Origin of the sequence: Leisingera sp. ANG1, assembly GCF_000203975.2 — a bacterium.
Lineage (GTDB): Bacteria > Pseudomonadota > Alphaproteobacteria > Rhodobacterales > Rhodobacteraceae > Leisingera.
In genome coordinates, this window is sequence record NZ_AFCF02000006.1 from 203,006 (window position 1) to 225,922 (window position 22,917).

Consider the following 22,917-nt stretch of genomic DNA (forward strand, 5'->3'; position numbering starts at 1 on the left):
TTTCGGCCTATCAGTCTTTCTGGCTTGCGCCGGTAACGTATCTGGCAATCTGCTTCCGCCCCAGCAGGCGCCTGTGCGGCCCGCCTTCCGGGCCGGCGTAGAGGATCTTGAGGTTTTCGGTTCTGAGCAACGGCAGGAGAGTTTCCTGAGGCAAGCCGATGGCCCGCAGGATAGACAGATTTTTCAGGCCTTCGAGCGGTTGCAGATCCCGGACGGCTGTGCCGGATATTCCAAGTTCCTTCAGACCTGGCATCTGCCGGACAGGCGCCAGACTGATCACCGCAGTGCCAATTGCTGAAAGCTCACGGAGGCTTGGCCCTGCAAGCGGCTTAAGGTTGCTGACAGTGGTGCCGTCCAATACCACAGTTTGAAGCGCGGAAAGGTTTGACAGGGGCGCGAGGTCTTGGACACGCGTGTGTGCCAGGTTCAGTTCTGCCAGTCTGCCTGCGCTTGCCAAGGGCGACAGGTCGGCAACGCTGCTGCCTGTCAGGACCACGGTATGAAGGGCGGGTTTATTCTGCAGCCCTTCCAGGCTTTGCAGGCGGCTTCCGTCTGCGCGCAGCATTTCCAGACTGCTGGAGGCCGCCAGCGGTGCCAGGCTTTGGACCGGGCAACCGGAGATCCAGACCACGCGCAGGTTCGCCGCGGCCAGCGGTGCCAAATCGGAGATGCCGGTGTTGAAGGCCAGCAGATTTTCCAGCGTGGCCATTCCCGCCAGCGGTTCCAGGTCCGTGACGCCTGAATCGGCAATATTGAGGCTTTGCAGACGGTTGTAACCGCGCAAAAAGGAGAGATCTGTCAGCTCCCTGATGCCCCAGACGGAAAGATGCTCAAGCCGGGTCAATTGCGCCAGCGGAGTGAAATCGCGGGTCCGGACAGAATCAAGGCTCAGCCGCCGCAGTTCCGGCAGCCGCGTCAAAGGCTCCAGGCCGGAAACGCCCAGCCCCACTAGCGCCAGTTTCTCCAGATTGGGAAGCTGAGCCAGCGGTGACAGGTCTACGGGGTCTTCAAATCCTGGTTCTGCTATCAGCGACAGGCTGGTCAATTGCTGAAACTGTACCAGTTCCTGCAAGTCCGACTGCCTTGCGCCAAGCCTGATGCTCGCCTCTAAGTTATTGTCTTTTATGCATGTACTTCCAAAGGCCGCACAGCTGGCCTGCGCAGGAAACGGCAGGGACAGCCAGGCGGCCAGAAGGATGAATGCAAAAAAGCTGCGCAAACCGGGCATGTGATTACCTTTTCCGACACCTGCCGCAATAATGCAGGCAAGATGTTTCTGCTCCGTAAAACACACGCATAAGGCCCGTAAAGGCTTGTGAGGGGGACAGGACAGCTTGCACCGCCCTGCCACGGGATGTACCCATGGCGCTAAATGCAGATAGGGAGACGCTTTGATGCAGGACGATCCGAAGACGCTGGTTTCCACGGACTGGCTTGCCGCCCATCTGAAGGACCCGGATCTGCGGGTTTTGGACGCGTCCTGGTATCTGCCGCAGCAGGGGCGGGACGCCAAGGCGGAGTATGAGGCTGCCCATATCCCCGGCGCGCGGTTCTTCGATATCGACGAGATCTCCGACAACCGCTCCGACCTGCCGCATATGGTGCCGCCGGTTGAGAAATTCATGTCCAAGCTGCGTGCCATGGGCGTCGGCGACGGCCATCAGGTGGTGGTGTATGACGGTGCCGGGCTGTTTTCGGCGGCCCGCGTCTGGTGGCTGTTCCGGCTGATGGGGCAGACCAATGTTGCGGTGCTGGACGGCGGCTTTCCGAAATGGCAGGCCGAGGGCCATCCGGTGGAGGACCTGCCGCCGGTGATCCGCGACCGCCATATGACCGTGCGGGTGCAGAACCATATGGTGCGCGATGTGACCCAGGTCTCTGCCGCCGCCAAGCTGGGCGATCATGAAATCATCGACGCCCGCTCCGCCGAGCGGTACCGCGGTGACGCGCCGGAGCCGCGCGAGGGGCTGCGGGCCGGCCACATTCCCGGCTCCCGCAATGTGCCCTTTGGCCAGGTGCTGAAGGCCGATGGCACCATGAAAGACGCCGATGGCATCCGCGCTGCCTTTGAGGCCGCTGGCGTCGACCTGAACAAACCTGCGATTACTTCCTGCGGATCGGGCGTTACCGCTGCCATCCTCAGCCTCGCCCTGGAGCGCATCGGCAAGACCGATCATTCGCTTTATGACGGGTCCTGGGTGGAATGGGGTGCCTTCCCGACCCTTCCCGTTGCTACCGGAGAGAACTGAGCAATGTTCGAAACCCTGAAACCCCAGCCCGCCGACAAGATCCTGGCGCTGATGCAGATGTACCGCGACGACCCGCGCGCGGACAAGATCGACCTTGGCGTCGGCGTCTACAAGAACGCCGAGGGCGTCACCCCGGTGATGCGCGCGATCAAGGCGGCGGAGCACAAGCTGTGGGAAGAGCAGACCAGCAAGTCCTATGTCGGTCTGGCCGGCGATCCGGCTTACTCGGATGCGATGATCAAGCTGATCCTGGGCGATGCGGTTGCGCGTGAGAACATCGCGGCAGCGGCCACGCCCGGCGGCACCGGCGCGGTGCGCCAGGCGTTTGAGCTGATCAAGATGGCCAACCCCAAGGCGCGCGTCTTTGTGTCGGATCCGACCTGGCCGAACCACGTGTCGATCCTGAACTATGTCGGCATCGAAACCGTCGTTTACCGCTATTTCGACCGCGACACCCGCGGTGTGAACTTCGACGGCATGATGGAAGACCTGAAAGGCGCGCGGAAGGGCGACGTGGTGCTGCTGCACGGCTGCTGCCACAACCCGACCGGCGCCAACCTCAACGAGGTGCAGTGGAAAGAGGTCATTGCGCTGCTGAACGAGCGCGGCCTGATCCCGATGATCGACATTGCCTATCAGGGCTTTGGCGACGGCCTGGAAGAGGACGCGCTGGGCGTGCGCCTTGTGGCCTCCAGCTGCCCAGAGACGCTGATTGCCGCCAGCTGCTCCAAGAACTTCGGCATCTACCGCGAGCGCACCGGCCTGCTGATGGCTGTCTCCAACGACGCGGGCGCACAAGCGCTGAACCAGGGCACCCTGGCGTTTTTGAACCGGCAGAACTACTCCTTCCCGCCGGATCACGGCGCGCGTCTGGTGACCATGATCCTCAACGACGATGCTCTGCGCGCCGACTGGGCGGCCGAGCTGGAAGAGGTGCGTCTTGGCATGCTGGGCCTGCGCCAGAGCCTCGCGGATGAACTGCAGCGCCTGACCGGCTCCGACCGGTTCAGCTTCATCGCCCAGCACCGCGGCATGTTCTCGCTCTTGGGAACCACGCCGGAGCTGGTCGAGAAAATGCGGGTCGACAACGGCATCTACATGGTTGGCGACAGCCGCCTGAATATCGCGGGCCTTAACGCGCAGACCGTGCCGGTGCTGGCCAAGGCGATTGTTGACGCCGGCGTCTGAGCCTGAGCCACTTTGAAATTTTAGAAACGCGCCCTTGTGCGGGGCGCGTTTTTTGGGGGTTGGCGCCTAAGACTTTTCAGAAAAATTTTGCGCGCAGGGGCAGTGATTGACGGCTTTGCGAAGGCGGGACGACGCTTGACGTTAGGTCATTTGCAATTGGGCGACGGAAGCACCAAGGCTTCGCGTTTGTGCTTGCGGAAGTCATACGCAACACAGCCTAGGAGACCGAAATGACCCTCGCAAAATCCGCCCTCGCCGTGATCCTGTCCGCGGCCGTTGCCCTGCCGCTGGCCGCCCCGGCTTTTGCTGCAAACGGCGAAGTTATCGACCGGGTGGAAAACCGTGCCGACCGCCGCGAGAACCGCCGGGATGAAGCCGTCGACACGGGTGTCTGGGACGTGGTGGAGGATCATCTTGACCGCGCCGAAGACCGCCGCGACTACCGCGACCAGAAGGCGCCCAAAGTGATTGTTGTCCCGCAGGGCTGACCCCGTTCCGCCCCGCGCCAGCGGCGCCCGGCCCAAAAGCGAAGGGTCATTTCTTGATGATCCTGCAACTGGCGGGAGCCCTCCGCCGAAACACAAACGCGGCGCCTGAAACAGGCGCCGCGTAATTTTGTCAGCAGGGCTGGACTTAGCTCGGCGAGAACTCCGGGTACGCCTCCATGCCTAGCTCCGCCATGTCGAGCCCGTTGACCTCATCCTCTTCCTCCACCCGGATGCCAGTGGTGGCACGCAGGATGATCCAGACCACGGCAGAGGCTGCAACGGTGAACACACCCACCACGGCGATGCCGGTCAGCTGAGTCAGCAGGCTGGCTTCGGGGTTCGACAGCACCACGGCCACAGTGCCCCAGATGCCGCAGAGCAGGTGCACCGGGATGGCGCCAACCACGTCGTCGATCTGCAGCTTGTCCAGGAACGGCACGGCGAAGACTACGATCACACCGCCGATGGCACCGATCAGGGTGGCCAGGCCCAGGCCCGGGGTCAGCGGCTCGGCAGTGATAGCCACCAGGCCGGCCAGCGCGCCGTTCAGGATCATGGTCAGGTCCGGTTTCTTGAACAGGAGCTGCGTCAGGATCAGAGCTGCCACCGCGCCGCCAGCCGCGGCAGCATTGGTGTTGGAGAAGATGCGGCTGATGTCAGCCACGTCGCCGATCGAGCCCATCGCCAGCTGCGAGCCGCCGTTGAAGCCGAACCAGCCCATCCACAGGATGAAGGTGCCGAGGGTTGCCAGCGCCAGGTTGGAGCCGGGCATCGGAATGGTCTTGCCGTCCTTATACTTGCCGATGCGGGGCCCGAGGATCAGCGCGCCGGTCAGTGCGGCCCAGCCGCCCACGGAGTGCACCACGGTGGAGCCGGCGAAATCCAGGAAGCCCATCTCCTCGAGGAAGCCGCCGCCCCATTTCCAGCTGGCCTGGAACGGGTAGATCACGGCAGTCAGGATGATGGTGAAGATCAGAAACGGCCACAGCTTGATGCGTTCCGCCAGGGTGCCCGACACGATCGAGGCGGTGGCGGCGCAGAACATCAGCTGAAAGAAGAAGTCCGAGCCGGTGGCGGCATAGGAATAATCATCCGCGCCTTCCGCGGTGATCCCAACCGCCTCCAGCACGCCGGGGCCAAAGACGCCGGACAGGACGCCGTCGACGGCCCAGTTGCCCAGCGGATACATCAGGTTGTAGCCGATCAGCCAGTAAAACACGGCTGCCAATGAGAATAGCGCCATGTTCTTGGTCAGCTGCATAGTAACGTTTTTGGAGCGGACCAGGCCCGCCTCGAGCATGGCAAAACCCGCTGCCATCCAGAACACCAGGCAGCCGCCGATCAGGAACAGCAGCGAGTTCAGGATGAACACGGTGTCGGTTGCGGGGTTCACGCCCGGGGCCGGGCCGTCCTGGGCCAGCGCCAGGCCCGGCAGCGCGCTCAGCGCCAGAGCCGCAAGGGGGAGTTTCAGGGTCTTCATAAGTCTTTCCTCCATGCCGGGCGCGCTTACAGCGCCTCGAGATTGGTTTCGCCGGTGCGCACCCGCAGGGCCTGTTCCACATCCAAAACAAAAATCTTGCCGTCGCCGATCTTGCCGGTGCGGGCGGTCTCGGAAATTGCGCTGACGGCCTGTTCGGCCTGATCGGCAGGCACAACCAATTCCAGCTTCAACTTGGGCACGAAATTCACTTCGTACTCGGCGCCGCGGTAAATCTCGGTGTGGCCCGCCTGGGCGCCAAAGCCCTTGATTTCGGTGACCATCAGCCCGCTCACGCCAAGACCGGTCAGCGCCTCGCGGACCTCGTCCAGCTTGAAGGGCTTGATGGCGGCAACGATCATTTTCATCTTTGCATCCCTTTGTTTCGCGCTGCCCCGGCCCCATGCCGATGCATTGTGCACCTGCAGCAAAGCCGCCGCCCCGAGTCGTGCAAAGCCAAGGGCAGCAAGTTTCCGCGCGTCTTTCTGCGAGCGCACAATAATTTTGCGCCTTTTGATCGCTTCGCTTAAAAACCGGCCATCTGGAAAAGGGGAAAGGTCCGGATTCTGCCCCCTCTACAATCCGGCGCCGGCAGGGTATTGTCGCCGGACAACGGGCAAACCGGGCAGGAACAGACGATGGCACAAGGATCCGGGCGCAAGCCTCTGGTGGCAGAGAAACGCTATTCCGCGGGCGGCAAGGGCAAACCACCCGCTAAGAAGCCTGCGCGCAGGAAGCCGGCGCCCAAGGCCAAAAAGCCTGGACTGCTGGCACGGCTGTTTGGCCGCAAGAAGTCCCGCGCCAGGCCGGTACGCAAGAAACGCGGCCTCATCGGCTGGCTGCTGGCGCCGTTTGCCTTTGTGTTCCGGCTGGCTTGGGGGTTCACCTGGCGGGTTGGCATGGTGGTCTGCGGGCTGGTCGGCCTGGCGGTGGCGTTCCAGTATGCAAAACTGCCGGAGGTTTCTGCCTACCTGGACGGGCGCGCCCGTGGCTCCGTCACCATTCTGGACCGTGAGGGCGAGGTCTTTGCCTGGCGCGGCGACCAGTTCGGCGGCGTGGTGACCGCGGACACGGTGTCGCCGCATCTGAAAAACGCCATCGTTGCGACAGAAGACAAGCGGTTTTACCGCCACCTTGGCCTGTCGCCGCGCGGCATAGCCAGCGCCGTGCGCATCAACCTGAGCGAAGGGCGCGGGCCGCTGTCGGGCCATGGCGGCTCCACCATCACCCAGCAGGCAGCGAAACTCCTGTGCTTGGGCAAGGTCTATGATCCCACCGAATGGAAGAGTGAAAGCGCCTATGAGGCCGACTGCCGCAAGGGATCGCTCTGGCGCAAAGGGACCGAGGCGATCTTTGCCCTGGCGATGGAGGCCAAGTACACCAAGGACGAGATCCTTTCGATCTACATGAACCGCGCCTATATGGGCGGCGGCGCCTATGGCGCAGAGGCCGCGGCGCAGCGCTATTTTGGTAAATCCGCAAACCAGCTGAACCCGGCGGAGGGTGCAATGCTGGCAGGGTTGCTGACCGCGCCGTCGACGCTGGCCCCCACAAACAACCTGCAGCGCTCGCAGGACCGGGCAGCTACCGTGCTGCGGCTGATGCAGGAGCAGGGCTACCTGACCACGGCGGAGATGCAAAAGTACCAGAACAGCCCGGCAGAGCTGAGCGAGGCTGCGGCAGCGCGGGCCGGCGGCTATTTCGCCGATTGGGTGATGGACAGCATCCCGGACTTCCTGGGCGACCAGACCACAGAGGACGTGGTGATCCGCTCCACCATGGACCAGCGCTTGCAGCGCGCGGCTGAGGAAGCGCTGAAATACATCTTCGAAAACAAGGTGCGTCAGGGCTCCAAGGCGCAGGCCGCCATTGTGGTGATGAGCGCCGACGGCGCAGTGCGCGCCATGGTGGGCGGGCGCAAGACCAAGGTCTCGGGCGTTTTCAACCGGGCGACCCAGGCCAAGCGGCAGACCGGTTCTGCGTTCAAACCCTTTGTCTATGCCACCGCGCTGGAGCTGGGTTATTCGCCCTATGACCGGGTGCTGGATGCAAAATACTGCCTGAACATTCCAGGATCCGGCCAGTGGTGCCCGGATAACTACACCCGCAAGTTCTATGGTGAAGTGACATTGGCGCGGGCGCTGCGCGACTCGCTGAACGTGCCGGCGGTGAAAGTGTCCGAGGCCGTGGGCCGCGACAAGGTGAGCCTTGTGGCCAAGGACTTTGGCATCGACAGCGATCTGGCCGCGGGCCCTGCGCTGGCGCTGGGGGCGTCGGAAAGCACTCTGCTGGAAATGACCGGCGCTTATGCGGGTATCCTCAACGGCGGCTCCTCAGTGACACCTTATGGTGTAACGGAGCTGAAGCTGGTGGAGGACAATGAGGCGCTGATGGGGGCCAGCGGCGGCATGGGCGAGCGGGTGATCCGCCCGGAGGCCGCGCAGCAGCTGGTCTGGATGATGGAGAAAGTGATTGCCGGTGGCACCGGCCAGCGGGCGCAGATCCCGGGCTGGCAGGCGGCGGGCAAATCCGGCACCACATCAGCCGCCAAGGATGCCTGGTTTATCGGCTTCACGGCTGACTATGTGGCCGGCGTCTGGATGGGATATGACGACAATACGCCCCTGTCCGGTGTGACCGGCGGCGGTCTGCCCGCCGAGATCTGGCGCGAGACCATGGTGCGGGTGCATGAGGGGCTGGAACCGAAGCCACTGCCGATGCTGGAACCGGCACCGATCGCACCGCCGCCGCAGCCAACCCGCCGCGAGCGCCGCCGTCAGGGGCCAAAACTGGGCCAGGAACTGGGCCGCGCGGTGGACAACATCCTGCGGGATATTCTGGGCAACTGAAAATACGGATAGGCGGTGCTCCCGCCCGTCTCTGGCCTCCATGCGGAGGCATCGCCAGTTGGGCCCGGCGCCGCACCTTGAAGGTGCGGCGCGCGCCTGTCCCACAGGGCCTGGGGCGCCACGCCCAACGGGCGCACGGCATCCAGGATGCTGCGGCGACGGGCGGGAGGCTTCTGCCCCGCAAGCGGGTGGCCTGAAGCAGGCAAAGAAAAAGGCTCCCCGCAGGGAGCCTTGCTCGTGTCCGTCAGGAAAAACCGGATCAGCTCAGCCGGTCCAGCTCGGCAATCAGCGCGTCGATGTCACCTTTCTTGCTGTCCAGGATCGCGCCGATTTCGGTGCGCTCGGTCAGCAGCAGGTTCACGCCTTCGATGAACATGTTGAAAAACAGGTCGCGGCCGGAGCGGTCCGACACCAGGAAGGTCACTTCAAACGGCGACTGGCCCTTGAGGTAGGCAATAGTGCTCACCTCATACCATTTCTTGACTTTCTTGACGCCCTTCACCTCCAGCTTGCCGCCGATGAACTCGCGGAAGCGTTTGCCGTACTTGCGCGAGATGTAGCCCTGAAATGCCTTGGAGAAGGCCTTCTTCTGGCTGGCCGAGGCGCGGCGCCCATCCACCCCGAGCGCATAGGCCGCGATATACGAGGTGTCGCTGTAGCGCTGGAAGATCCGCTCGAACTCGCGGAACATGGCGCTTTCACCCTTGCCAGAGTCGATCACACGGTTGATGTCGGCAACCAGGCTGTTGATCAGCTTGCTGGCGCTGTTTTCGGTCAGCGCCCAAAGGGTTTGCGGAGCTGCAACCAAAGCAGCGGCGCCGGCGCACAGGCCAGTCACGAAATTGCGGCGGTCCATATTCAAAATCCTTCAGTGTTCAGTTCGAACGGGTCGATTTCCTGGATCTCTTCGCCATCCCCCAGCTCGAACCGGCGGTTCTGCAGGTAGATCAGCCGCGACTGCGCATAGCTGTCGGCGCTCTCGTAGAGAATCGAGTCGATCGTGTCGGAATAGTTGCCACGATCACCCATGCGGCGCACGATCTCGGCGTAGATGGTGATGTTGTCGGCAGTATTCTGCTCGGCATATCCCAGCGGGTTGGTGAAGAAGTCGACGGCAACCCCCACCGCGTCACGGCTGGTGGAAGGGCCGAGCAGCGGCAGTTCGACATAGGCGCCTTCGCCGACGCCCCATTTATGCAATGTCTCGCCGAAGTCGGTATCGACCTGCGGCACTTTGAACTCAGTTGCGGGGTCTGCGAGGCCCGCAAAACCCACGGTCGAGTTGATCACGAAGCGCGAAAACGCATTGCCGGCCGTCTTCAGGTCGCCCTGCAGCAGTGCATTGACCATCTGGCCGGGCATCGACAGGTTCTCAGCAAAATAGGAGAAACTGGTCACCATCGGCGCCGGCACAATTGCCACGTAGCCTTTGGAGGCGGGGCGGAAGGCCAGCCGGTCAACGCCGCGGTTGAAGGCGTGAATGGTGCGGTTGGTCCGCTCATAGGGGTCGAATACCTCACCGGAGGCACGCGCAACCGGGTCCTGGGTGGCGCAGCCAGCGGCAAAAGCGGCCAAAATCAGCGCAGGTACAAATTTAAGCGGTCGCAACATCAAGGGCATTCGGATAAGTGTCCAATTGGTACTGGAATGGGCGCGTCGGGGGGCAAATAAGTGTTCTCTTGCCAATTTCCAGTCTGATTACATTTTTTTACCGGCTTGTGCCACAACTGGTACAATTCCAGCCCTGACCTGAAGCCAACGAACCACTATTGCAGTCTGACCATGAATAAAAGCCTTTACAAAAACGGGTATGATGAACTGCGCCAGGTGCGGCGGCAGAGCCGCGGCCTGTACTGGTTCACCGGGATCTTCAGCTTTTTCGTGAACCTGCTAATGCTGACCGGTCCCTTATACATGATGCAGGTCTACGACCGGGTGCTGGGCAGCCGGTCAGAGGCGACCCTTTTGGCGCTGTCGCTGCTGGTGGTTTTCCTTTACGGGATGATGGGGCTCTTGGACTATGCCCGCGGCCGGATCATGGCGCGGGTTGGGGCCCGGCTGCAGGCGGCGCTGGACAAGCGGGTGTTTGACGCGATGATCCGCCGTTCTGCGGTGGCACAGGACCCGGTAGCGCAGACCGGTCTCTCAGACCTGGAGTCGGTGCAGCGGCTGATCGCCTCGCCGGTGCTGACCGCGGCTTTCGACCTGCCCTGGACGCCAGTGTTTCTGGCGGGCATTGCGCTGTTCCACCCCTGGCTGGGCCTGCTGGCCCTTGGCGGCGGTGCGGTATTGGTGCTGATTGCGTTCTTGAACCAGATGTTCACCCGGTTGCCGCAGCAGAAGGCAAGCATGACCGGCCACAAGGCCAATCTGATGTCCGAGGAAATCCGCAACGAAGCGGAAATGATCCAGTCAATGGGCATGCGCGGGGCATCTTTCGAGCGCTGGAAACAGGCCCGGGACGCGGCCTTGACCGACAGTGTCACGGCCAATGACACCGGCGGCGGGTTCACCACGCTGACCAAGACGCTGCGTCTTTTCCTGCAATCGGCGATGCTGGGTTTGGGCGCATATCTGGTGCTGCAAAACGAGGTGACGCCAGGCGCGATGATCGCAGGTTCCATCCTGATGGGCCGCGCCCTGGCGCCGATCGAACTGGGGCTGGGGCAGTGGGCGCTGGTGCAGCGGGCGATGAAGGGCTGGCACAATCTGGCGGAGCTGCTGGACAAGGTTCCGGAGGAAGAGACACGCACCGCCCTGCCCAAGCCGAAGGCGCTGCTGGAGGTCCAGGGGCTGGCGGTGGTGCCGCCTGGCAGCAATACGCCGCTCTTGCGCAATGTGAATTTCCGGGTGCAGCCGGGACAGGCAATCGGCGTGATAGGGCCTTCGGGATCCGGCAAGTCAACCCTCGCGCGGGCGCTGACAGGTGTTTGGCGGCCTGCGGCCGGTTCCGTCCGGCTCGACGGTGCGTCACTGGATCAGTACGCACCGGATGTGCTGGGCGGCCACATAGGTTACTTGCCGCAGCGGGTGCAGGTGTTTGATGGCACCATTGCCCAGAACATCGCCCGCCTTAATCAGCAGCCCGACGCCGAAAAGGTGGTGGAGGCCGCCCGTAAGGCTGCAGCGCATGAGATGATCCTGAAACTGCCCGACGGCTATGACACGCGCGTCAACGCCACCGGCGGACGGCTGTCGGGCGGGCAGATGCAGCGGGTCGGGCTGGCCCGGGCACTGTTCGACGATCCGGTGATCGTGATCCTGGATGAGCCGAACTCGAACCTCGATAATGAAGGCTCGATGGCACTGAACCAGGCGATCAAGCAGATCAAGGCTGAGGGCCGCTCGGTGCTGATCATGGCGCACCGCCCGGCGGCGATCCAGGAATGCGACACGCTGCTGGTGATTGACAAGGGCACCCAGACCGCCTTTGGCCCCAAGGACAAGGTGCTGCAGGAAATGGTTGCCAACCATCAGAACATCCGCCAGGCGACCGGCGCGGGAGGTGTGCGATGAGTGTGGAGAACAACTGGCCCGCGCGCCGCCCGCTGATTATCGGCCTGATTGCTCTTGCAGTGCTGGTGGGGGGCTTCGGCTCCTGGTCGGTGCTGTCCTCGATTTCCGGTGCGGTGGTGGCCACGGGCCGTATTGAGGTCGACCGCAACCGGCAGGTGGTGCAGCATCTGGACGGCGGCATCGTTGCTGAGATCCTGGTGGATGAAGGCGACACCGTGGCTGAGGGCGCGACGCTGATCCGGCTTGACGCCAATGAGCTGACCTCCCAGCTGGTGATCACCGAAGGCCAGCTGTTCGAGCTGATGGCGCGGCGCGGCCGGCTGGAGGCGGAACGGGACGAGGCGGCTGATGTCACCTTTGACCCGGAATTGCTGCAGGCCGCGGAAGCCCAGCCGGATGTCATGGACCTGGTCGAGGGCCAGCGGCGCCTGTTCTTGGCCCGGAGAGATTCCACCGCGCGCGAGATCGAACAGCTCGAGAAGCGCCGGGCGCAAATCGAGGAGCAGATTCGCGGTATTCAGGCGCAGCAGAAATCCATGTCGGTGCAACTGGACTTGATCGGTGAGGAACTGGGCAACCAGCAGTCGCTGCTGGACCGCGGCCTGGCGCAGGCGGCAACGGTGCTGAATTTGCGGCGCACCCAGGCCAGCCTGGACGGCCAGCTGGGTGAGCTGGTGGCGTCGGAGGCGCAGGCTGAGGGGCGCATCACCGAGATTGATATCGAAATCCTGAAACTGGGCAGCGGCCAGCGAGAAGAGGCGATTACCCGCCTGCGCGATCTGCGCTATCAAGAGCTGGAGCTGGCTGAGACCCGCCGGTCCTTGCAGGGGCGGCTGGCGCGGCTGGATATCACCGCGCCGGTCTCGGGCATTGTCTACGGGCTGCAGGTGCAGACCCCGCGCTCGGTGATCCGGCCGGCCGACCCGGTGTTGTATCTGGTGCCGCAGGACCGGCCGCTCGTGATCGCGGCACAAGTGGCGCCGACCGACATTGACCAGCTTTATACCGGTCAGGAGGTCACCCTGCGGTTCTCGGCTCTGGATCAGCGCTCGACGCCGGAACTTTTTGGCCATGTCACCCAGGTCTCGGCTGATGCGTTTGAGGACCAGGGCAGCGGCATATCCTATTACCGGGCGGAGATCGAGCTGAACCCGGGCGAGCAGGGCCGCCTGCCGGCGGGCACGGTGCTGATCCCAGGAATGCCGGTGGAAAGCTACATCCGTACCGCCGACCGTTCGCCGCTGGCCTATCTGGTCAAGCCGCTGGCGGACTACTTCAACAAGGCTTTCCGCGAAAGCTGACTGCGGAGGGCGGATTCCCGCGCCGGGGTTTCGCATTTTCTCTTTCCGAAACCTGCTGCTGCGGGTAGCGTCCCGGCCAGCAAAGACTCGGAAGGAATGCGCCATGAGCATCGAAGCAAAACTGAAAGAGCTGGGTGTGACCCTGCCTGACGCGCCGGCACCTGCGGCCAACTATGTGCCTTATGTCGTTGCAGGCGACATGGTCTATATTTCCGGCCAGATTTCGGCGGATGAAAACGGTTTGATCACCGGCACCTTGGGCGCGGACATGGATGTCGACGCAGGCCAGGCAGCGGCCAAGCGCTGCGCGATTGCGCTGCTGGCTCAGCTCAAGGCAGCCTGCGGCGGCGATCTGGAGCGTCTGGTCCGCGTTGTGAAACTGGGCGCCTTTGTCAACTCGACCGCGGATTTTACCCAGCAGCCGCAGGTGGTGAACGGCGCCTCCGACTTCCTGGTTGAAGCGCTGGGCGACATTGGCCGCCACGCGCGTTCCGCAGTCAGCTCGCCCTCGCTGCCGCTGGGCGTCGCAGTTGAAATCGACGGTGTGTTCCAGATCAAATGACGCCGTCCCTGCCTGCCGCCTTTCTGACTGTCCCTCTGGCCCACCGCGCATTGCATGATGTTGAGGACGGGCGCCCGGAGAACAGCCGCGCTGCCATCCGCGCAGCAATTGCGGCAGGCTACGGGATCGAGATTGATTTGCAGCTGTCGAAGGATGGCTGCGCCATGGTGTTTCACGATTATGACCTGGACCGGCTGGCCGAAGGCTCCGGTCTGGTCAGGGACCGGACCCGCGAAGACCTGCGCGCCATCCCGCTGAAAGGCGGCGACGGGGAGGGCATTCCGGACTTTGCGGAAGTATTGGAGCTGGTGGGGGGGAAGGTGCCTCTGCTGATTGAGATCAAGGATCAGGTTTGGAGCCGGCGGCCAGATGGCACCGGATGCGGCAGGCTCGAAGCAGCGGCTGCGCAGTGCCTGGAAGGATACTCAGGCGATGTTGCGGTGATGTCCTTCAATCCGGATGCCGTTGCGGAATTCGCCAAGCACCGCAGCGACTTGGCGCTTGGCCTGGTAACGGGCGCCTTTAAACCTAAAAATTGGCCGGAGCTGACGCCGGAAGAGCGCAAACACCTGCGGAAGATCGCAGATTTTGACAGGGTGGCCGCCAGCTTCATCAGCCACGGGGCGCACAATCTGGGCAACCCTGCTGTTGCCCGTTTGAAAGAGGCAGGCGTCCCGGTGCTGTGCTGGACAATCAAATCGCTTGCCCAGGAAGAAGCTGCGCGGGCGATCGCTGACAATGTCACATTTGAGCAGTACCTTTCGCCGCTAACATCTTGATCGCTCTGGACCGCACCCCACATCTTTGAAGCGGTGCGGAGGAATTGCATGTCTCAGGCGCGAATCGAAATCCGAGTGCTGGCGTCGCTGTCGCAGATCACGGCAGGCGAGTGGGACGCCTGCGCCTGCCCGGAGGCTGCGGCAGGCGGCCGTGCGCTCGATCCGTTCACCACCCACAGGTTCCTGAGCGCACTGGAGGACAGCGGTTCTGTCGGGCCGGGTACCGGCTGGCAGCCGCAGTATCTGACCGCCTATCAGGAGGGGCGCCTGATCGCCTGCGCGCCGCTTTATGCCAAGGGGCACAGCCAGGGCGAATACATCTTCGACCACAATTGGGCGCACGCCTATGAGCAGGCGGGCGGGCATTATTACCCCAAGCTGCAGATTGCGGTGCCCTTTACCCCGGCCACCGGGCGCCGGTTTCTGGTTCGCCCGGGTTTTGACGGCATTGGCCACTCGGCGTTGTTGCAGGGTGCTGTGCAGCTGGCGGCGGACAACAATCTGTCATCCCTGCATGTGACGTTTTGCACCCAGGACGAGGCGCGGCTGGGTGAGGAGATGGGGCTGATGCTGCGCACAACGCAGCAGTTCCACTGGCAGAACGATGGTTACGCCGATTTCGAGACCTTCATGCGGGCGCTGTCATCGCGCAAGCGCAAGAACATCCGCAAGGAACGGATGCAGGCGCAATGCTTTGGCGGCGATATCCGTGTCGTTCAGGGCGATGACCTGCGCCCGGAGCATTGGGATGCCTTCTGGGAATTCTATCAGGACACTGGCGCGCGCAAGTGGGGGTCGCCTTATCTGACCCGGCAGTTCTTTGATATCGCGCACCGCACGATGGCAGACGACATGGCGCTGATTCTGGCGGAACGCAACGGGCGCTATGTGGCGGGCGCGCTGAATTTCATTGGCCGTGAAACACTTTACGGCCGGTACTGGGGCTGTGTCGAACAGCACCCCTGCCTGCATTTCGAGCTGTGCTATTATCAGGCTATAGAGCTGGCGATTGCCCTGGGACTTGACCGGGCGGAAGCCGGCGCACAGGGTGAACACAAGCTTGCGCGTGGCTACATGCCATGCCAGACACACAGCTTGCACTGGATCGGCGATCCCGGGTTTGCCGGGGCCGTCGGACGCTACCTCGAGGCTGAGCGGGCTGCCACCGAGGAAGAGATTGAAATCCTGACCGATTACGGCCCGTTCCGCAAAGCCCATGTGGAGGAGCAAGAATGACGGAGAAACTGTCCGACGCCACCCGCGGCCCGCTGCTGGAGCCGCTGTTCGCCACCGGCTGGGAGATGGTGGATGGGCGTGATGCCATCACCAAGACCTTCAAGTTCAACAATTTCGCTGATGCCTTCGGCTGGATGACCCGCGCCGCGATCTGGGCCGAGAAGTGGAACCACCACCCGGAATGGAGCAATGTCTACAACCGGGTGACGGTGGTTCTGACCACCCATGATGTCGATGGGATCAGCGCCCAGGACGCCAAACTGGCGCGTAAAATGGACGGGCTGTTTGGCGAACCGCAGGAGTGACGAGAGGCAAATTCAGGCGGGCTCTAGCCGGTTTCCGCCCTTAGGGATTCAAAAAGGTCTTTCAGAATCCGATTGCCTTCCTCTGACTGAGAAATGAGGCAAGGGTCATTCCACTCATTCTGAAAGACGAACATGCAGCCTGCAAAGTTTACACTCGAGCAGGCCGGATACGCGGTTATCTCCGGTACACCGTAGATGCTTTCGATAGCTTCTCTGACAGCCGTCAGGTCAGACGCGCTGAATTCTAGCGAGAGACGGCCGCTCGAAAGTTCTAAAATCTTGAATGTTATTGTTTTTTCCTTGTCCTGCAGCCTTGGCGGACTGTGTCTTACAGCTTGACCTGAATAGGTCAGCAATGTTGTCTTAATGTTTCGCGCGCGAAACATTCGGACAGAAACGCTGACCCTATTTTTTACGAATTATTAAGAGGTTGAAGGGTGGCCGCCTGCCTTGGCGGCCACTGCAGTTCCAGAATCAGCCCATCGCTTCCAGCAGGCCCTCGCCGGCCGACAGCTCACACTGGCCCGGGTTCTCTTCCTTGTTGAGGATCTTCACCTCGCCGTCTTCCACCAGCATGGCATAGCGCAGCGAGCGGCCGATCAGGCCCGCAGAGGGCACGTCCAGCCGCATCTCGATTGCCGAGGTGAATGTGCATTCGGCGTCCGAGAGCATGGTGATCCCGGCCTCAGTGGCGCCGGTGTTGTCACCCCAGATCGACATTACGAAAGGGTCGTTGCCGGCCAGACAGATGATTTCATCGACACCTTTGGCGACGAATTGGTCCTTGGTGCGGATAAAGCTGGGCACATGCGCGGAATGGCAGGTGCTGGTAAAGGCACCCGGAACCGCGAAGATCACCACTTTGCGCCCTTTCAGCTTGTCCGACAGTTGCACTTGTTCTGGGCCGTTGTCCCCAATCCGTGTCAGTGTCGCGTCCGGCAGTTGGTCTCCAACAGAAATCATTGCACGTTCCTCTTTCTCCTGATTGCGTTTTGGGGCCCCGGGTATATAGGGTCCGGTGAAAGCGTGACGGGAACTATTGCGGGAGGCAAGGGGATATGTCCCACATCGTCGTGATTGGAGCAGGGCAGGCGGGGTCCTCGCTGGTGGCAAAGCTGCGCAAGGACGGGTTTGACGGGGAGATCACCCTGATCGGCGCAGAAGCAGCGCTGCCCTATCAGCGGCCGCCGCTGTCAAAGGCCTATCTGCTGGGGGAAATGGAGCTGGAACGGCTGTTCTTGCGGCCCGAGAGTTTTTACTCCGAAAACAACATCACCCTGAAGCTGGGACAGCGCGTCACCGCGATTGATCCGGCCGCCAAAACGGTGTCGCTGGAGGATGAGGTGATCAGCTACGACCAGCTGGCGCTGACCACTGGGTCCGACCCGCGCCGCCTGCCTGCCGCCATTGGCGGTGATCTGGACGGCGTTTACGTGGTGCGAGGGCTGACCGACGTGGACGCTATGGCGCCCAACGTGACCGAGGGCAAGCGCGCGCTGATTGTCGGCGGCGGCTACATCGGGCTGGAGGCTGCTGCAGTCTGCGCCAAGCGCGGTGTGCAGGTGAAGCTGGTGGAAATGGCTGATCGTATCCTTCAGCGGGTAGCGGCGCCGGAAACCTCTGATTTCTTCCGCAATCTGCACAGCGGCCACGGCGTGGACATCCGCGAGGGCGTTGGGCTGGAGCGTCTGGAAGGCGAAGACGGCAAGGTCACCCGCGCTGTGCTGAGCGGCGGAGAGGTGCTGGACGTGGATTTCGTCGTGGTAGGCGTGGGCATCACCCCGTCGTCGCAACTGGCGGAGATGGCCGGGCTGGAGCTGGACAATGGCATCAAGGTGGATGCCAAGGGCCGGACCTCCGATGCGTCGGTCTGGGCGGCAGGCGATTGCGCCTCCTTCCCGTTCCAGGGCAACCGCATCCGCCTGGAAAGCGTGCCCAATGCCATCGACCAAGCCGAAGTTGTGGCGCAGAACATGCTGGGCGCGGACAAGGACTACATCGCGACCCCTTGGTTCTGGTCGGATCAGTACGACGTCAAACTGCAGATTGCGGGCCTCAACACCGGCTATGACAATGTGGTCACCCGCCAGGGTGAGGGCAGTCAGGTTTCTTTCTGGTACTACAAGGGTGACCAGCTGGTGGCGGTGGACGCGATGAACGACCCGCGCGCCTATATGGTGGCCAAGCGGCTCATTGATGCAGGCAAGACAGCGGACAAGGCAGTTGCCGCCGACCCTGCTGCCGATCTGAAACCGCTGCTGAAAGCGTGAGGATCATCGCCGGAGACTTCCGCGGCCGGGCACTGGCCGCGGTGGGCAAGGGGGATGCAGGTGCCCATCTGCGCCCAACCACCGACCGGGTGCGGGAAAGCCTGTTCAGTGTACTGACCCACACGGGCGCCATTCCGGGTGCCCGTGTGCTTGACCTGTTTGCAGGCACCGGCGCGCTGGGGCTGGAGGCGCTGTCGCGCGGTGCGGCGGAGGTTTTGTTTGTCGATGATGGGCGTGTGTCCGGCGGCCTGATCAAAAAGAACATCACGATCTGCAAGGCCGAAGACCGCTGCACCCTTGCGCGCCGTGACGCGCTGAAGCTGGGACAGAACCCGGATGCGCCTTTTGATCTGATCTTCCTCGACCCGCCTTATGGAAAGGCGCTGGGAGAGAAGGCGCTGGCTGCTGCCGTGGCTGGCGGCTGGTTGGCGGAAGATGCGCTGGTGGTCTGGGAGGAAAGCGCACCTATGAGCGCACCAAACGGGTTTGAGCTGGAAAGCAGCCGGAAGTATGGCGATACCTACGTCACCTTGTTGTGGCGTCAGGAGAACAGTCCTGCGTAAGTTCCGCTCCGCTCTTCGAATGTTTGAATTTCTATTTGCAAACTCAACTTTAGGAGCGTAGCCAGCCTGTGATTTAAGCAAATATCCGCCCATTCCGGCGGTTTCAAAGGACCCAATATGAAAACTGCAAAGTTTCTTGGCCTGCTGGCAGCAGGTTCTCTGTTTCTGTCCGGTTGTGTTTCGCCGGAAGTCGTGACCACCAACAACGTTGATGACGCTTCGCTGACTTGCGAGGAAATTAAAACCCAGTTGGGTCAATTGGATGAGATTCGCGCTGAAGCCAAGAAAGGCAAGACCGCCTCCGGCACGAATGTGGCCGCGGCGATCCTGTTCTGGCCGGCGGTGATCGGCAACTACGCCAACGCCAACGAGGCGCTGGAAGCGGCCAACAAGCGCCACGAGGTTCTGGTTGCTTTGGCAAAGAAGAAGCGCTGCAAGTTCTGAGCCTTGCCAGATTTTTGATTGGATAATGCAGGGGGGATCCCCTGCATTTTTGCATTTGAGAGCAGGTGCTTGGCCGCTGCGTAATTGCGGTGGCAGAGAAAGCTGTCTAACTCTTGCGGGGTAACCCGGATGCATCCCTCGATTGGCGGCACAAATGCCCAAGACATTTCCAACCCCAAAACTGGTGATTTTTGATTGCGACGGAGTGCTGGTGGACAGCGAGCCGGCGTCGAACCAGGCGCTGATCGACAATTTGGCGTGCCACGGGCTGGCACTGACGATGGAACAGTCGATGGCGCACTTCGTTGGCTGTACCATGGCCGGAGTTATGGAGAAGGCCCGCGGACTGGGTGCAGATCTGCCAGACAGGTGGATTGATGAAGTCTACGCGGAAACCATTGCCCGTCTGAGGCAGGGCGTGCCGCTGACGCCAGGCATTCCAGAATTGCTGGCGCGGCTGGATGCGCAGGAGATACCAGTCTGTGTGGCTTCCAACGGCAGCGAGGAGAAAATGCGCGTTACCTTGGGCCAGAACGGTCTTTGGGGGCGCTTCCATCCGCACGCAATATTCTCGGCGCATGCTTTGAGGGTCGCCAAGCCCGAACCGGGGCTGTTTCTGGCGGCAGCCAGCCATTTCGGAGTGCAAGCGCGCGACTGCCTGGTGATCGAGGACAGCTGCAACGGTGTGACCGCAGCCGTGCGTGCAGGCATGCGCTGTCTTGGATATGCGCCGCAGGACAGTGGCAGGAAACTGGCAGCATTGGGTGCAGAGGTGTTCCGCGACATGGCAGAGGTGCCTGCGCTTTTGTCGATCTGAGGCCGTTGTGGTACTGTTCCGCGCATGGAACAGACCTTGCGCCTACCGTTCCTGCGGTATTCAAAAGAAGCGGAAACGCAGAAACTGCCTGCGTCAAAACCGCTGCGGGCACCGCTGTTCATTCAGGATGCGGTGACACCGTTTGGCGATGGTACGTTATTGCTGGCGCTCTGGCGGTTTCAGGAAGCTGATGGGCAGGACGACGCAAAGTCCTGACCGTATCCGTCCTGCACCTGGCTGAAAGAAATCCGGAGCACCGGGGGGCGGCCCCTGGTGCGTCTTGGCAGGTCAGCCGTAGGTCGGGTGAAATTTTCCGGCCGGCGACAGGGTGAAAATTTCGGCTCCGTCTGCGGTTACGCCGATCGAATGCTCGAACTGCGCCGACAGAGACTTGTCGCGGGTTACTGCAGTCCATTCATCCGCCAGGATCTTGGTTTCCGGGCGGCCCAGGTTGATCATTGGCTCGATGGTGAAGAACATGCCTTCCTCCAGCACCGGTCCGGTGCCGGGGCGGCCGTAGTGCAGCACATTGGGCGGGGCGTGGAACACTGTGCCCAGGCCATGGCCGCAGAAGTCGCGCACAACGCTCATACGCTGCGCCTCTGCATAGGTCTGGATCGCATGGCCGATGTCGCCGAAGGTGTTGCCGGGCTTCACGGCCTCAATCCCTTTCATCAGCGAATCGTGGGTGACCTGAATAAGCCGCTCCGCCTTACGGCTGAGCTTGCCTGCAACGAACATCCGCGAGGTGTCGCCGAACCAGCCGTCGACGATCACGGTCACGTCGATGTTCAGGATATCGCCGTCCTTCAGCTTCTTGTCGCCGGGGATGCCGTGGCAGACCACATGGTTCACCGAGATACAGCTGGCGTGCTGATAGCCCTTGTAGCCGATGGTAGCGGATTTGGCGCCCGCGTCTTCGACCATTTGGGTAATGAGACGGTCGATTTCGCCGGTGCTCTGGCCGGGGAACACATGGGCTGCGATATCGTCCAGAATGCGCGCGGCAAGCGCCCCCGCTTTGTGCATGCCGGCATAGTCGCCGGGTTCATGAATGCGGATGCCGTCCTTGGTGGTGCGGCCGTCTTTCGATCTCATCGCGCAGAGCTCCATCACGTTTGTTGCGTAGCTATGTAAGGGGTTCCGGGCGAAAGGGCCAGACCGGGGGTGCGGGAACTTTTTCAGCAGCTATGCGTTTTCTCAGTTGAACCTTTACTTGGACAACGAGGGGAATGCAGCAGAATGGACAGCGTCAATAGCCTTATGCAAACTGAAATTTACGACGGGAAGTCGCTGGCGGATCTGGTCACGCTGGAATTTCTGGCGCAGGCTTTGGGCAGTGTGGTGGCAGCAGTGGTCATTTTGCTGGCCGGCTTCATCGTTGCGGGCTGGGTCAAGCGGCGGATCGTGCAGCTGGGTGACAGCAATGCCAAGCTGGATGTGACTTTGTTCCATTTCCTGGGCAACCTGGCCCGCTACGTCATCCTTGCCTTTGCCGTGCTGTCTGTTCTGAACACCTTCGGCGTCAAGACCACGTCCATCGTTGCAGCGATCGGTGCGGCTGGCCTTGCAATCGGTCTGGCCATGCAGGGCGCACTGTCCAATGTGGCGGCCGGCGTCATGATCATCCTTTTCCGCCCGTTCAAACTGGGTGATTTCATCGAAGTGGACGGCGAAATGGGCACGGTGCATGAAATCACTCTGAACAACACCGTGATTGCCAGCCTGTCCAACCTCAAGGTGATCATTCCCAATTCGGAAGTCTGGGGTAACACGATCACCAATTACTCGTCCTTCGACACACGCCGGGCTGAATGGGTTTTTGGGGTTGGCTACGGGGCGAACCTGGCAACCGCCGAAAAGGCAATCAGGGATGCCATCATGGGTGACAGCCGGTCGCACAGCGATCCTGAGCCCTTCATCCAGGTGAATGCACTGAACAGCAGTTCGGTCGACTTTCTGGTGCGGGTCTGGGTCGATGCAGAGGAATACTTCCAGTACCAGGCCGACATGAAACGCAAGGTGAAGGAAGCACTGGATGCGGCTGGAGTCGACATTCCGTTCCCGACAAGGACCATCGTTCAGGCCGAAGCGGAACAGGAAGGCGGGAACGCGAAGCAAGTGGATCAGGCAGCCTGAGCGACCGCCCGGTCCGGGCCGTTACTCTCTTGAGAGCGGTCCGGCGACCTCAACACCCTGCGGGGTAATCCGGGTACCCAGAACCAGCTTCTCCACCCCGGCGGCATAGGCACTGGCAAAGGCATCTGCGTAGGCAGGGTCGATATCGGCGGCCAGCTGGAAGCGTTCGCAGTCGGTGCGCTGCACCAGGTAGAGCATAACTGCCCGGTGGCCCTGTTCCACCATGTTTGCCAGCTCCCCCAGATGCTTGGTGCCGCGGGCGGTTACGCTATCGGGAAACTCGGCCAGGCCGGGCTGGCGCGACAAGGTCACGCTTTTCACCTCGACATAGCAGTCGGGCAGGCCGTCCTGTTGCAGCAGGAAATCGATGCGGCTGTTTGCGCCGTATTTCACCTCGGCTCGCACAGTCTTGTAAGCGGCGAGCTCCGCAACCTCCCCAGCCTCCAGCGCGGCCCGCAGGGCGCGGTTGGGAACCGAGGTGTCGACGCCGGTGAAATGGCCGTCTGCGTGTTCCACCAGCCGCCAGCCGTATTTCAGCTTCTTCTTCGGATCGTCGTTGGGCTCCAGCCAGACCTTCATGCCCGGATCCGCCAGCCCCATCATGCTGCCGGGGTTGGCGCAATGGGCGGTGATTTCCTGCCCGTCTACCAGCCGGCAATCGGCGAGGAAGCGTTTGTAGCGGCGGATCAGGGTGGCGGGGATCAGGGGCTGGGCAAAGTTCATGCCAGATGACT

At 62.0% G+C, this 22,917-nt stretch carries 24 protein-coding genes; 16 read left to right on the forward strand and 8 right to left on the reverse strand.

Going from position 1 to position 22,917, the window contains the following annotated elements; translation table 11 throughout:
- Positions 1-10: 10 nt before the first annotated feature.
- Positions 11-1,426, reverse strand: a complete 1,416-nt coding sequence (locus GC1_RS10440) for a leucine-rich repeat domain-containing protein (RefSeq protein WP_237754585.1) — start codon at positions 1,424-1,426, stop codon at positions 11-13.
- On the opposite strand from GC1_RS10440, the gene sseA reads away from it, so the two are divergent.
- From sseA to GC1_RS10455, 3 genes are all read left to right on the forward strand, one after another.
- Positions 1,395-2,249: a 3-mercaptopyruvate sulfurtransferase gene (gene sseA, locus GC1_RS10445; protein WP_019297312.1), complete on the forward strand. Its 855-nt coding sequence runs from the start codon at positions 1,395-1,397 to the stop codon at positions 2,247-2,249. The genes GC1_RS10440 and sseA overlap by 32 nt on opposite strands.
- A 3-nt stretch (positions 2,250-2,252) precedes the next feature.
- The gene (locus GC1_RS10450) at positions 2,253-3,437 is read left to right on the forward strand and encodes an amino acid aminotransferase (RefSeq protein WP_019297311.1); all 1,185 of its coding nucleotides are present in this window, start codon (positions 2,253-2,255) and stop codon (positions 3,435-3,437) included.
- A 230-nt stretch (positions 3,438-3,667) separates the two neighbouring features.
- Positions 3,668-3,925, forward strand: a complete 258-nt coding sequence (locus tag GC1_RS10455) for a hypothetical protein (RefSeq protein ID WP_019297310.1) — start codon at positions 3,668-3,670, stop codon at positions 3,923-3,925.
- A gap of 145 nt (positions 3,926-4,070) precedes the next feature.
- Here GC1_RS10455 and GC1_RS10460 read toward each other — a convergent pair whose 3' ends face one another.
- Positions 4,071-5,405 carry an ammonium transporter gene (locus GC1_RS10460; RefSeq protein ID WP_019297309.1) on the reverse strand — a complete coding sequence of 445 codons (1,335 nt, stop codon included), beginning with the start codon at positions 5,403-5,405 and terminating at the stop codon, positions 4,071-4,073.
- A 26-nt stretch (positions 5,406-5,431) separates the two neighbouring features.
- Positions 5,432-5,770, reverse strand: coding sequence for a P-II family nitrogen regulator (locus tag GC1_RS10465; RefSeq protein ID WP_029204925.1), 339 nt, complete (start codon positions 5,768-5,770; stop codon positions 5,432-5,434).
- Positions 5,771-6,040: 270 nt separating this feature from the next.
- Between GC1_RS10465 and GC1_RS10470 the strand changes: the two genes are divergently transcribed.
- Positions 6,041-8,251 (forward strand): transglycosylase domain-containing protein, encoded by a 2,211-nt coding sequence (locus GC1_RS10470; RefSeq protein ID WP_019297307.1) that lies wholly within the window; start codon positions 6,041-6,043, stop codon positions 8,249-8,251.
- A 259-nt stretch (positions 8,252-8,510) separates the two neighbouring features.
- Here the strand turns inward: GC1_RS10470 and GC1_RS10475 are convergent, their stop codons facing one another.
- Positions 8,511-9,107 (reverse strand): MlaC/ttg2D family ABC transporter substrate-binding protein, encoded by a 597-nt coding sequence (locus GC1_RS10475; RefSeq protein ID WP_019297306.1) that lies wholly within the window; start codon positions 9,105-9,107, stop codon positions 8,511-8,513.
- A gap of 2 nt (positions 9,108-9,109) precedes the next feature.
- Positions 9,110-9,862: an MlaA family lipoprotein gene (locus GC1_RS10480; protein WP_019297305.1), complete on the reverse strand. Its 753-nt coding sequence runs from the start codon at positions 9,860-9,862 to the stop codon at positions 9,110-9,112.
- 171 nt (positions 9,863-10,033) lie between these two features.
- On the opposite strand from GC1_RS10480, the gene GC1_RS10485 reads away from it, so the two are divergent.
- The 6 genes from GC1_RS10485 (at position 10,034) to GC1_RS10510 (ending at position 15,950) form a co-directional block, all read left to right on the forward strand.
- Positions 10,034-11,767 carry a type I secretion system permease/ATPase gene (locus GC1_RS10485; RefSeq protein WP_019297304.1) on the forward strand — a complete coding sequence of 578 codons (1,734 nt, stop codon included), beginning with the start codon at positions 10,034-10,036 and terminating at the stop codon, positions 11,765-11,767.
- On the forward strand, positions 11,764-13,068 hold the full coding sequence (locus tag GC1_RS10490) for an HlyD family type I secretion periplasmic adaptor subunit (RefSeq protein WP_019297303.1): 1,305 nt from the start codon (positions 11,764-11,766) through the stop codon (positions 13,066-13,068). Before GC1_RS10485 ends, GC1_RS10490 begins: the two co-directional genes overlap by 4 nt.
- A gap of 103 nt (positions 13,069-13,171) precedes the next feature.
- Entirely contained in the window at positions 13,172-13,630 is a 459-nt protein-coding gene (locus GC1_RS10495; protein WP_019297302.1) for a RidA family protein, read from the forward strand.
- Complete coding sequence (locus GC1_RS10500) at positions 13,627-14,409, forward strand: glycerophosphodiester phosphodiesterase family protein (protein WP_019297301.1); 783 nt, start codon at positions 13,627-13,629, stop codon at positions 14,407-14,409. Before GC1_RS10495 ends, GC1_RS10500 begins: the two co-directional genes overlap by 4 nt.
- 48 nt (positions 14,410-14,457) lie before the next feature.
- Positions 14,458-15,645 (forward strand): GNAT family N-acetyltransferase, encoded by a 1,188-nt coding sequence (locus GC1_RS10505; protein ID WP_019297300.1) that lies wholly within the window; start codon positions 14,458-14,460, stop codon positions 15,643-15,645.
- The gene (locus GC1_RS10510) at positions 15,642-15,950 is read left to right on the forward strand and encodes a 4a-hydroxytetrahydrobiopterin dehydratase (RefSeq protein WP_019297299.1); all 309 of its coding nucleotides are present in this window, start codon (positions 15,642-15,644) and stop codon (positions 15,948-15,950) included. The genes GC1_RS10505 and GC1_RS10510 overlap by 4 nt, the downstream gene beginning before the upstream one ends.
- Positions 15,951-16,424: 474 nt before the next feature.
- On the opposite strand, the gene GC1_RS10515 is transcribed toward GC1_RS10510, so the two are convergent.
- Positions 16,425-16,913 (reverse strand): peroxiredoxin, encoded by a 489-nt coding sequence (locus GC1_RS10515; RefSeq protein ID WP_019297298.1) that lies wholly within the window; start codon positions 16,911-16,913, stop codon positions 16,425-16,427.
- A gap of 95 nt (positions 16,914-17,008) precedes the next feature.
- On the opposite strand from GC1_RS10515, the gene GC1_RS10520 reads away from it, so the two are divergent.
- The 5 genes from GC1_RS10520 to GC1_RS10540 all read left to right on the forward strand — a co-directional run bounded on the left by GC1_RS10520 (position 17,009) and on the right by GC1_RS10540 (position 20,260).
- Positions 17,009-18,220 carry an NAD(P)/FAD-dependent oxidoreductase gene (locus GC1_RS10520; protein WP_019297297.1) on the forward strand — a complete coding sequence of 404 codons (1,212 nt, stop codon included), beginning with the start codon at positions 17,009-17,011 and terminating at the stop codon, positions 18,218-18,220.
- Entirely contained in the window at positions 18,217-18,783 is a 567-nt protein-coding gene (rsmD, locus tag GC1_RS10525; RefSeq protein ID WP_019297296.1) for a 16S rRNA (guanine(966)-N(2))-methyltransferase RsmD, read from the forward strand. The genes GC1_RS10520 and rsmD overlap by 4 nt, the downstream gene beginning before the upstream one ends.
- 117 nt (positions 18,784-18,900) lie before the next feature.
- On the forward strand, positions 18,901-19,227 hold the full coding sequence (locus tag GC1_RS10530) for a hypothetical protein (protein WP_019297295.1): 327 nt from the start codon (positions 18,901-18,903) through the stop codon (positions 19,225-19,227).
- Positions 19,228-19,381: 154 nt separating this feature from the next.
- Entirely contained in the window at positions 19,382-20,044 is a 663-nt protein-coding gene (locus GC1_RS10535; protein WP_019297294.1) for an HAD family hydrolase, read from the forward strand.
- Between the two features lie 24 nt (positions 20,045-20,068).
- A complete protein-coding gene (locus GC1_RS10540) occupies positions 20,069-20,260 on the forward strand; it encodes a hypothetical protein (RefSeq protein ID WP_019297293.1) in 192 nt (63 codons plus the stop codon).
- A gap of 72 nt (positions 20,261-20,332) precedes the next feature.
- Here GC1_RS10540 and map read toward each other — a convergent pair whose 3' ends face one another.
- Entirely contained in the window at positions 20,333-21,142 is an 810-nt protein-coding gene (gene map, locus GC1_RS10545; protein ID WP_029204923.1) for a type I methionyl aminopeptidase, read from the reverse strand.
- A 144-nt stretch (positions 21,143-21,286) separates the two neighbouring features.
- On the opposite strand from map, the gene GC1_RS10550 reads away from it, so the two are divergent.
- Positions 21,287-22,183, forward strand: coding sequence for a mechanosensitive ion channel family protein (locus tag GC1_RS10550; protein ID WP_029204922.1), 897 nt, complete (start codon positions 21,287-21,289; stop codon positions 22,181-22,183).
- A gap of 21 nt (positions 22,184-22,204) precedes the next feature.
- Here GC1_RS10550 and sfsA read toward each other — a convergent pair whose 3' ends face one another.
- Positions 22,205-22,906, reverse strand: a complete 702-nt coding sequence (sfsA, locus tag GC1_RS10555) for a DNA/RNA nuclease SfsA (RefSeq protein WP_019297290.1) — start codon at positions 22,904-22,906, stop codon at positions 22,205-22,207.
- Between the last annotated feature and the right edge of the window lie 11 nt (positions 22,907-22,917).